This window comes from Amphibiibacter pelophylacis (assembly GCF_037688875.1).
In the GTDB taxonomy this organism is placed as follows: Bacteria; Pseudomonadota; Gammaproteobacteria; order Burkholderiales; family Burkholderiaceae_C; genus Amphibiibacter; species Amphibiibacter pelophylacis.
Genome location: NZ_JAWDIE010000035.1, coordinates 1 through 8,906, shown reverse-complemented (window position 1 = coordinate 8,906; position 8,906 = coordinate 1). Strand labels below are relative to the sequence as shown.

General features: G+C 68.0%; 9 protein-coding genes. 3 read left to right on the top strand and 6 right to left on the bottom strand.

The genetic code is table 11. From position 1 onward, the window contains the following. The first annotated feature begins 60 nt into the window (after positions 1-60). Positions 61-861 carry a carbonic anhydrase gene (locus RV045_RS14195; RefSeq protein WP_423236454.1) on the top strand — a complete coding sequence of 267 codons (801 nt, stop codon included), beginning with the start codon at positions 61-63 and terminating at the stop codon, positions 859-861. On the opposite strand, the gene queA is transcribed toward RV045_RS14195, so the two are convergent. After that, a complete protein-coding gene (queA, locus tag RV045_RS14190; RefSeq protein ID WP_423236453.1) occupies positions 862-2,010 on the bottom strand; it encodes a tRNA preQ1(34) S-adenosylmethionine ribosyltransferase-isomerase QueA in 1,149 nt (382 codons plus the stop codon). A 15-nt stretch (positions 2,011-2,025) separates the two neighbouring features. After that, positions 2,026-3,165, bottom strand: a complete 1,140-nt coding sequence (locus RV045_RS14185) for an MBL fold metallo-hydrolase (protein WP_423236452.1) — start codon at positions 3,163-3,165, stop codon at positions 2,026-2,028. Positions 3,166-3,328: 163 nt separating this feature from the next. On the opposite strand from RV045_RS14185, the gene can reads away from it, so the two are divergent. Next, positions 3,329-4,027 (top strand): carbonate dehydratase, encoded by a 699-nt coding sequence (gene can / locus RV045_RS14180; protein WP_423236451.1) that lies wholly within the window; start codon positions 3,329-3,331, stop codon positions 4,025-4,027. Positions 4,028-4,032: 5 nt separating this feature from the next. Here the strand turns inward: can and RV045_RS14175 are convergent, their stop codons facing one another. After that, complete coding sequence (locus RV045_RS14175) at positions 4,033-5,901, bottom strand: sensor domain-containing diguanylate cyclase (RefSeq protein ID WP_423236450.1); 1,869 nt, start codon at positions 5,899-5,901, stop codon at positions 4,033-4,035. A gap of 23 nt (positions 5,902-5,924) precedes the next feature. Continuing rightward, positions 5,925-6,536 (bottom strand): cysteine hydrolase family protein, encoded by a 612-nt coding sequence (locus RV045_RS14170; RefSeq protein WP_423236449.1) that lies wholly within the window; start codon positions 6,534-6,536, stop codon positions 5,925-5,927. A gap of 154 nt (positions 6,537-6,690) precedes the next feature. On the opposite strand from RV045_RS14170, the gene RV045_RS14165 reads away from it, so the two are divergent. Beyond that, entirely contained in the window at positions 6,691-7,887 is a 1,197-nt protein-coding gene (locus RV045_RS14165) for a M20 aminoacylase family protein (RefSeq protein WP_423236448.1), read from the top strand. A 17-nt stretch (positions 7,888-7,904) separates the two neighbouring features. Here the strand turns inward: RV045_RS14165 and rnc are convergent, their stop codons facing one another. Next, positions 7,905-8,624, bottom strand: a complete 720-nt coding sequence (gene rnc, locus RV045_RS14160; RefSeq protein ID WP_423236447.1) for a ribonuclease III — start codon at positions 8,622-8,624, stop codon at positions 7,905-7,907. Continuing rightward, positions 8,621-8,906 (bottom strand): DUF4845 domain-containing protein (locus RV045_RS14155; RefSeq protein ID WP_423236446.1); only part of this gene is annotated, 286 nt, incomplete at its 5' end. The genes rnc and RV045_RS14155, both read right to left, overlap by 4 nt.

The window sequence follows — 8,906 nt, the reverse complement described above, 5'->3', positions numbered from 1 at the left end:
TCATCCGCCCGCCACGGCGCGCGGTGCGCCGGGCTTTATGGCCCTGTCTGAAAGAAGTCGATGAAGAAACTGCTGATTCCCACTCTGACCGTGTGCGCTGCGCTGCTGGCGGGCTGCGCCGCTATGTCGCCCCAGGGCCTGTCGCACGGCGCTGCGGCCGATACCCCGGCGGGCGCCACGGCGGGCAAGCCGGTCCACTGGGGCTATTCCGGCCACGCTGGCCCTGAGCACTGGGCGGAAATCTCGCCCGAATTTGGTTCGTGCAACGGCAAGAACCAGTCGCCGATCAACCTGACCCGCTTCGTGGACGCCAAACTGGCGCCGCTGAACCCGGTCTACCAGGCGGGTGGCCAGAGCATCATCAACAACGGCCACACGGTGCAGATCAACTACGCGCCGGGCAGTTTCATCACGGTGGATGGCGACCGCTACGAGCTCAAGCAGTTCCACTTCCACGAGCCCAGCGAGAACCACATCGACGGCAAGGCCTACCCGCTGGAAATGCACCTGGTGCACGCCGACAGCAAAGGCAATCTGGCCGTGATCGCGGTGATGTTCGAAGAGGGCGCTGAAAACCCCGCGCTGGATGCCTTCTGGAACCAGCTGCCCATGGAAGAAGGCCCGGTCCAGGCGCTGAAAGCCCCGGTCAACGTCGCGACGCTGCTGCCCACCAACCCGGGCTACTACCGCTACAACGGCTCGCTGACCACGCCGCCGTGCTCGGAAGGCGTGCGCTGGTTGGTGATGAAAACGCCGCTGACGGCGTCCAAAGCGCAGCTGGCTGCGTTTGCCCATGCGATGAAGGACAGCCCGGACAACCGGCCGCTGCAGCCGCTGAACGCGCGCAGCGTGCTTCGGTAATCAGTCCGCTGCACTGGTCTGGGGCGGCACTTCGGGGGGCCGCTCCAGCCACATCGCATCCCCATAGCTGAAAAAGCGGTAGCCCTGCGCCACGGCGTGGGCGTAGAGCTGGCGGATGCGCCCGTATCCGGCCAGCGCTGAAACCAGCATCAGCAGGGTGGATTTGGGCAGGTGGAAGTTGGTGATGAGCGCATCGACCACGCGCCAGCGGTAACCGGGCGTGATGAAGATGTCGGTGTCGCGCTGGCCCGCGTGCAGCGTGCCGTCGGCATCCGCCATGGATTCCAGGGCGCGGACGCTGGTTGTACCCACGGCCACGATGCGCCCGCCCGCCTGTCGCGCCGCTGCGATGGCGGCCACGGTGGCGGGGGGAATTTCCAGCCATTCGCTGTGCATGGTGTGCTGGCGCACGTCGTCGTGGCGCACGGGCTGGAAGGTGCCCGCGCCCACGTGCAGCGTCACGGTGGCAATAGGGACGCCCTGCTCGCGGATGCGCTGCAGCAGCGCCTCGTCAAAGTGCAGCGAGGCCGTGGGCGCCGCCACGGCGCCGGGCGTGCGCGCCATGACGCTCTGGTAGCGCTCGGCGTCCTGAGCGTCATCGGCGCGGCTGATGTAGGGCGGCAGTGGCAGGTAGCCATGGCGCTCCAGCAGGGCATAGGCGTCGCCGCTGCGCGTGTCAAAGCGCAGGTGGAAGAGGCCGTTGTCTGGCCCGCAGCGGCCCAGCACTTGGGCGGCAAAGCCGGTACCCTCAGCCGCATCCGCATCGTCCAGCCCCAGATGAATCACGCTGCCTGCGGTCGGCGATTTGCTGGCGCGCACATGCGCCCAGACTTCGCGGGCGACGCCGTCGCTGGCGGGCAGCACGCGCTCGACGAGCGCTTCGATGCGGCCGCCGCTGGACTTGCGGCCGTGCAGGCGGGCGCGCAGCACGCGGGTGTCGTTCATGACCAGCACATCGCCTGCGCGCAAAAGACTGGGCAGATCGGTGAAATGGCGGTCCACCGGCGCGGCGCCGCTGCCGTCCAGCAGGCGCGAGGCGCTGCGCTGCGCGGTAGGCTGCTGCGCGATCAGCTCGGGCGGCAGGTCGTAGTCGTAGCTGGAGAGCCGGTTCAGGTCAGGCGTTTGGGCGTCGTCGGGGATGTCACGCATGGTCAGCAGGAAAAATCAGGCCGCAGAAAAACGCCACACGCCCTGCGCGTCGCGGCGGCGCTGCAATTGGCCGTCGTGCCACAGCAGGTGCAGGTGGGCCAGCGTTTCGCCCATGGCGAAGGTGGTCTGGTGCATGTCCAGATCGCGGCGGAACAGAACGGGCATCAGCTCGGCGGCGCTGCGCGGCGCGTCCCGGCAGAAGGCCAGGGTTTCGGCCAGACGCTGGCGATGGTGCTCCTGAAGCTGCTCGCGGCGCGTGTGCAGTCCGGTGAAGGGGCGGCCGTGGGCGGGCAGCACCAGGGTGTCGTCCGGGAGATCGGCCATGTCGTCCAGCGAGCGCAGGAAGAGCGCCAGCGGGTTGCCTTCGGGCTCGTGCATGAAGACGCTGACGTTGGTGGAAATGCGCGGCAGCACCATGTCCCCGGCCAGCAGGATGCGGCGCTGCGGCTCAAAGAGGGCGATGTGCTCGGGCGCGTGGCCATAACCGGCAATGCAGCGCCAATGGCCGTTGGCCAGCGGCAGGGTCTGGCCGTGGACCAGGCGGCGGTAGCGGTCCGGCACAGCGGGCACCATGTCGCTGTAGAAGGTGCCGCGCGCGCGGATGCGGTCTAGCAGCACTGGGTCGCTCAAGCCCTGGCTGCGGAAGAACTCGGCCGCGCCGCTGCCGCTGAGGCCGTTGCTGCTGGAGACGCTGTTGCGCGCGCTGACCCAGTCGGACAGGCTCATGTGGACCAGCAGATCGTCGCCCTCGCGCGCCCAGCGCTGGACCAGCCAGTGCGCCAGGCCCATGTGATCGGGGTGCATGTGCGTGACGATGACGCGCACCACGGGCAGGCCCTGCAGGTGCTGCGCGAAGACGGCCTCCCAGGCGTCGCGCGTGGCGGGCATGTCGGTGCCGCAGTCGACGATGGCCCAGCCGTCCAGCCAGCCGCCGTCCGGCCGGCGCACGCGGTCGCGCACCAGCCACAGGTTGATGTGGTTGAGCGCAAAGGGCAGCGTCATGCGCACCCACAGCACGCCGTCGGCCACGGCGCAGGCCTCGCCGGGCGCGGGCTGCAGATCGCCCAGCGGGTAGTGCAACGCCAGCTCGTGCTCGTGCGGACGGGGCGGCAGGGGGCGCTCGGGCGCAGCGGCGGGCGTGGGGATGACGGTCATGGCGGCGTTCCGGACAGAGTAGGGGCAGGCAGCAGGCCCGCCGACGGTTCTGGACGGGCTGTGTAGAATCAGCCCGCCTATCTTCACTGCCGCGCATTATCCGGAGATTGTCCGGAGCCTGCTGCCCCAGGGCCGCGGCGCGCACGACTTTCAGGATGACACCATGAGCGACGATTTGACCCAGGATCTGGACCAGCTGCTGCAGAACAACAAGTCCTGGGCGGCCCGCTGCGAAGCGCAGCGCCCCGGATTCTTCACGACGCTGACCAAGCAGCAGTCGCCGCAATACCTGTGGATCGGCTGCGCCGACAGCCGTGTGCCCGCCAACGATCTGGTCGGTCTGCTTCCCGGCGAGCTGTTCGTGCACCGCAACATCGCCAACCTGGTGGTGCACAGCGACATCAACGCCATGTCGGTGATCCAGTTTGCGGTGGACCAGCTGGCGGTGCGCCATATTCTGGTGGTGGGACACTCGCGCTGCAGCGGCGTGCGTGCGGCGCTGGAAAACCAGCGCATCGGCATCGCCGACCTGTGGCTGGGTCACCTCAAAGACGTGCGCCGCAGCCACCAGGACTGGCTGTCCACGCTGCCCGACGTGGACGCCCGCCTGGATGCGCTGTGCGAGCTGAACGTGCTGGAGCAGTCGCTCAACCTGTGCCGCACGCAGACCGTGCAGGACGCCTGGGCGCGCGGGCAGTCGGTCATCATCCACGGCTGGGTTTACGGTCTGCACAACGGCCTGATGGACGACATGAGCGTGACCGTGTCCAGCGCTGACGATGCCAAACCCACCTACCAGCGCGCGCTGGCGGCCCTGAAACGCCGTCACGAAGAGCGCCACGGCCTGCCGCTGTCGGCCTGACCGGGTCAGGCCTGCGGGTGCAGCAGGCTCATGGGGCGGGTTTCGTTCTCGATGCTGCCGTCGTAGAGCACCGTGGTGTCGCGCCCCTGCGCCTTGGCGGCATACAGGGCGCGGTCGGCGCATTCGTACATCGTCGAGCGCTGCAGGTCCACCACCTCGTGGCTGGGCCACCAGGCCACGCCCAGGCTGACCGTCAGGCGCTGCAGCGGGCTGGCGACGTGCGGATGGCCCAGCTGGCGCACGCGCAGGCCCAGCGTGCGCGCCAGTTCCAGGGCCTCGATGCCGCTGCCGCAGTCCATGAAAAAGCCGAACTCTTCGCCGCCCAGGCGGAAGAGATCAATCTGTTGCGCAGCCAGCGTCTGCTGCAGTGCGCTGGCGATCAGGCGCAGGGCGTTGTCACCCTGCTGGTGGCCGTAGTGGTCGTTGTAGTGCTTGAAGTGATCCACGTCGAGCATGCACAGACCCATGGGGCGACCGTGGCTCATGCAGTCCAGCTGGATGCGGTCGCAGGTGTCGTTGAAGTGGCGGCGGTTGAATACGCCGGTCAGCTCGTCGGTGATGGATTTCTGGCGCAGGATGTGGTTGTCGCTCTGCAGCTGCATCTGGCGGCGCTGGGCGTCCTGCTGCAGGGCGTGTTCGCGGTCGCGCACCTCGGCTTCGCGGCGCAGGGTGCGCAGCTCGCGCAGGTGCTGGCCGACGCTGTAGAGCAGGTAGTAATAGCCCAGCCCCAGCCCCAGCTCCATGCTGAAATAGGGCGTGATCCAGCCCGGCATCAGCCCCAGGGCGTCCAGCGCCGTGGCCAGAACCGACATCTGCGCGGCCGTAAAAGCCACCAGGAAGCGGCGTGCAAAACCTGCGCCCTGCCAGGCCACGCGCAGTGCCAGCGCCATGATCCCGACCAGCAGCGGTCCTGCTGACCCCAGAATGATCAGCCAGGCTGGCCCGTAATACCCCAGCAGCGCCAGTACCGGCACACAGGCCAGAGGCAGTAGCAGAAGCTGCAGGGCGCGCACCGCCCAGGTCCAGCCCTTGAGCGCCGGGCGCAGATAGGCCAGCGAAAACTGGATGAAGGTCAGCGCGGCCAGCGCCGTGACCGTGGTCAGGACATTGTTGGACAGATCCGGGTGACGCGGCAGCAGGTACTGTGAGATGAAGCCGTGAAAGCCCGCATACCAGCCCATGAAAAAAATCAGGTGCACGCCCAGCCAGGCGTAAACCACCTCGACCCGTGCCAGCATCAGCGTGTAAATTGTTGCGCCCATCAGCAGGCCCAGAAAGAGCGACAGCCCCGCCGTGGTGCGCGTGGCCTGCTCCAGATAGGTGATGCTGTCCGACAGCGAGATGTCCACCACGTCCATCAGGCCGTCATAAGAGTCCAGCCGGACGTAGACCTCCACAGTGCTGCGCGACGGCACGGTGATGCGCTGGCTGATCTGGCGCAGCGGCAGGTCGCGCTCGGCAAAAGGGCGTCGGTCGCCGGTGACCTGGACGGTGCTTGTGCCGCGCACGGCATCGACCACATACCACTGCGCATCGTCCTGCACGGCGCTGCCCAGATCGGCCACCAGGCGCACTGGCGCCGGATCGGGGTTGACCAGTTCAAAGCGCAGCCACCAGGCCGAAGGGGTGTAGCCCAGGCTCAGACGCTCTTCGTGCAGCGGCTGCCAGGGGTGTGGCTGACTGCGCAGCTGGGGCACTTCCAGTGTGTGCTGCGGGTCTTCCAGAAGCTGGGCGTGCGGCAGCACCGGCACATCCGCCATACGCGGCGTCACGATGATGGCCTGAGGCGGCCCACTCTGCGCAGGCGTGCTGGACATGCTCCAGGCGGGCGCCAGCAGCAGTGTCAGCAGCAGGGCCGCCAGGATGCGCATCATGGGGAGCGGAAGCCGAAAGGCCCTCAGCGGGCCAGGGATTCGGTGGGCGCCAGGGCCTCCAGCGCCTCGTCAGCCGTCAGTACGCTGGCGTACATCGGAAACAGGCTGTCGCAGAACACGCTCTGCTCGGTGGCGTTGCGCCCGGCCGTGCAGTCGGACAGTACGCCCACCTTGTAGCCTTGGTCGGCGGCGTAACGCGCCGTGGAATCGATGCAGATCGACGTCACTACGCCCGCCAGCAGGACCTGGCTGATGCTGTTTTCGCGCAACACCTGCAGCAGGCTGGTGCCGTGAAAGGCGTTGAAGCCGCGCTTGCCTGGCACCACGCGCACGCGTGGTGCGCGTTGCAGCAGCGGCTCTATCGTGTCGCAGCCAGGCTGTCCGGCGGCAAAGGCGCCGCGCTCGCGGATCAGTTTGAGGATGCCCACGGGCTCTTCCATTTCCGGGTAGCCGGGCTGGAAGACGATGGGCGTGGCCAGCACCAGCACATCGGAGGGCAGGGCATCAACCAGCCGCAGGGTATTGTCCAGAACCGACTGGGCCTGGTGGTGCACGACGCCGTGCAGGGCCCCTTCGGGCGCGAAGTAATCGTTCTGGAAGCCGATCAGAATGACGGCTGTGTGCCGGGTGTCCATGCATCCTCCCTGATAAATAGGTTTCGGGTGATTGTGCGAGATGCTTCACGGCGCTGCACGGCAGATTTCCTGCCAAACCGGCAGTATTTCCGCAACCGTGCGCGCAGATGCGGGGCGGTGGCACACTGGACTTTGCAACCTGAGGAGATACGGCATGAAACTGGACGATCTGGTGATCGCGGGCGCGCCCGCCATGACGGCTTTGCGCCGCGACATTCACGCCCACCCCGAGCTGGGTTTCGAGGAAACCCGCACCAGCGCCCTGGTCGCCGAGCGCCTGCGCGCCTGGGGCTACGAGGTCACGACCGGCATCGCCGGAACAGGCGTGGTCGGCGTGCTGAAAAACGGTTCGAGCCCACGCAGCGTGGGTCTGCGCGCCGACATGGACGCCCTGCCCATGACCGAAATCAACACGTTTGAGCACGCCAGCACTGTCCCGGGACGCATGCACGGCTGCGGCCACGACGGCCACACCGCCATGCTGCTGTCGGCCGCGCAGGTGCTGGCGCAGACGCGCCGCTTCGACGGCACGGTCAACCTGGTCTTCCAGCCGGCCGAAGAAGGCGGCGGCGGTGCGCGGGAGATGGTCCGCGCCGGGCTGTTCGAGCGCTTTCCGATGGACGCCATTTTCGGCATCCACAACTGGCCCGGTATGGCGCAGGGGCACGCGGCCGTCGCCACTGGTCCGGTGATGGGCTCCAGCAACGAGTTCCGCCTGGTCGTCCACGGCAAGGGCGGGCACGCCGCCATGCCGCACACCACGGTGGACCCGGTGCTGGTCGCCTGCCAGCTGGTCCAGGCGCTGCAGGGCATCATCACCCGCAACCGCGAGCCCTCGGACAGCGCGGTGCTGTCAGTGACCATGATCCACGCGGGCGAAGCCACCAACGTCATCCCCGACCACTGCGTCATCGAAGGCACGGTGCGCACCTTCACGCTGGAAGCGCTGGACCTGATCGAGCAGCGCATGCGCGATATGGTGGGCCCTTTCTGCGCCGCCTTTGGCGCGAGCTGCGAGTTCCGCTTCGACCGCAACTACCCGCCGACCATCAACCACGCGGCCGAGACCGATTTCGTGCGCGGTGTGCTGCAGGACGTCTGCGGCGCCGAGCAGGTCCACGCCTTCACGCCCACGCTGGGTGCCGAGGATTTCAGCTACTTCCTGCTGGAGAAGCCCGGCTGCTACTTCGTGCTGGGCAACGGCCAGGGCGAGCACCGTCCGGGCGGCCACGGCGCCGGCCCCTGCGTGCTGCACAACCCCAGTTACGATTTCAACGACGCGCTCATCCCGATTGGCGGCAGCGTGTGGGTGCGGCTGGCGGAGAAGTATCTGGGGGCGGTCGCCACGTGAGTCCGCCGCAGGTGAGGTTATTCCCCCGCCTGCCCCAGCCTCTCCAGCAGCTGCCGCGCCGCGTCCTGTTCGGCGATGCGCCGTGATCTGCCGTGGCCGCGTGCCTGCAGCGGCTCGCTGCCCGGGGCGAGTTCGATGGTGGCGTCCACCTCGAACTGCTGCTCGTGATCGCGGCCGTGCACGGCGTGGATGCGGTACTGCGGCAGCGGGCGGCGCTGGCCCTGCAGCCATTCCTGCAGCGCGGTTTTGGCGTCCTTGCGGGCGATGGTGCTGCCGCCTGCGCTGAGCAGTGGCGTGAACAGGCGGTCCACGGCGGCCTGGACGGCCTCGAAACTGGCTTCGTGCAGCAGCGCGCCCAGCAGCGCCTCAAAGGCATCGGCCAGGATGGACGGGCGCTGCGCGCCGCCGGTGCGGGCTTCGCCTTCGGACAGGCGCACCAGCGTCGGCAGCTCCAGCTGCAGCGCCAGGCGGTGCAGCATGGGCTCGCAAACCAAGTGGGCGCGCTGGCGCGACAGTTCGCCCTCGCTGGCGTCGGGCCAGTGGCGAAAGAGCAGGCGCGACACGGCCAGGTCCAGCGCGGCGTCGCCCAGAAACTCCAGGCGCTCGTTGTTGACGCGGGCGTGGCTGCGGTGGGTCAGCGCCTGCAGCAGCAGGGCGCGGTCCGCAAAAAGGTGACCGAGATGGCGCTCGAAGTGGCGCTGCAGGGCGGGCCAGCCGCCATCCCCGCGCGTGGTCACAGGGTGCTGGTGTCGTACTTGATCATCAGGTAGACCGGGCCGTACAGCGGCACCACCTTGTCCCAGGCGGCACGCACGGTGAGGCGGTCGCCTTCGGAGTTGATGACCAGATCAGATGACGCGACCGATTTGATGCTGTTCACGTTGGCCAGGCGCGCGAAGGTCTCGCGCGCCTGGGCGGGCGAGGACTGCGCCTGCGCTTCTGCCACCGCCGATTTGACGGAGCGGAACTCAAGGTAAGTCGGCACGGCCTTGATGGTGACCACGGCGGCAAAGCCGACG

Excerpts from the sequence above, each read along its gene's own strand:
- RV045_RS14195 (WP_423236454.1), top strand. The coding sequence starts at position 61 with ATGAAGAAACTGCTGATTCCCACTCTGACCGTGTGCGCTGCGCTGCTG.
- queA (WP_423236453.1), bottom strand. The coding sequence starts at position 2,010 with ATGCGTGACATCCCCGACGACGCCCAAACGCCTGACCTGAACCGGCTC.
- RV045_RS14185 (WP_423236452.1), bottom strand. The coding sequence starts at position 3,165 with ATGACCGTCATCCCCACGCCCGCCGCTGCGCCCGAGCGCCCCCTGCCG.
- can (WP_423236451.1), top strand. The coding sequence starts at position 3,329 with ATGAGCGACGATTTGACCCAGGATCTGGACCAGCTGCTGCAGAACAAC.
- RV045_RS14175 (WP_423236450.1), bottom strand. The coding sequence starts at position 5,901 with ATGATGCGCATCCTGGCGGCCCTGCTGCTGACACTGCTGCTGGCGCCC.
- RV045_RS14170 (WP_423236449.1), bottom strand. The coding sequence starts at position 6,536 with ATGGACACCCGGCACACAGCCGTCATTCTGATCGGCTTCCAGAACGAT.
- RV045_RS14165 (WP_423236448.1), top strand. The coding sequence starts at position 6,691 with ATGAAACTGGACGATCTGGTGATCGCGGGCGCGCCCGCCATGACGGCT.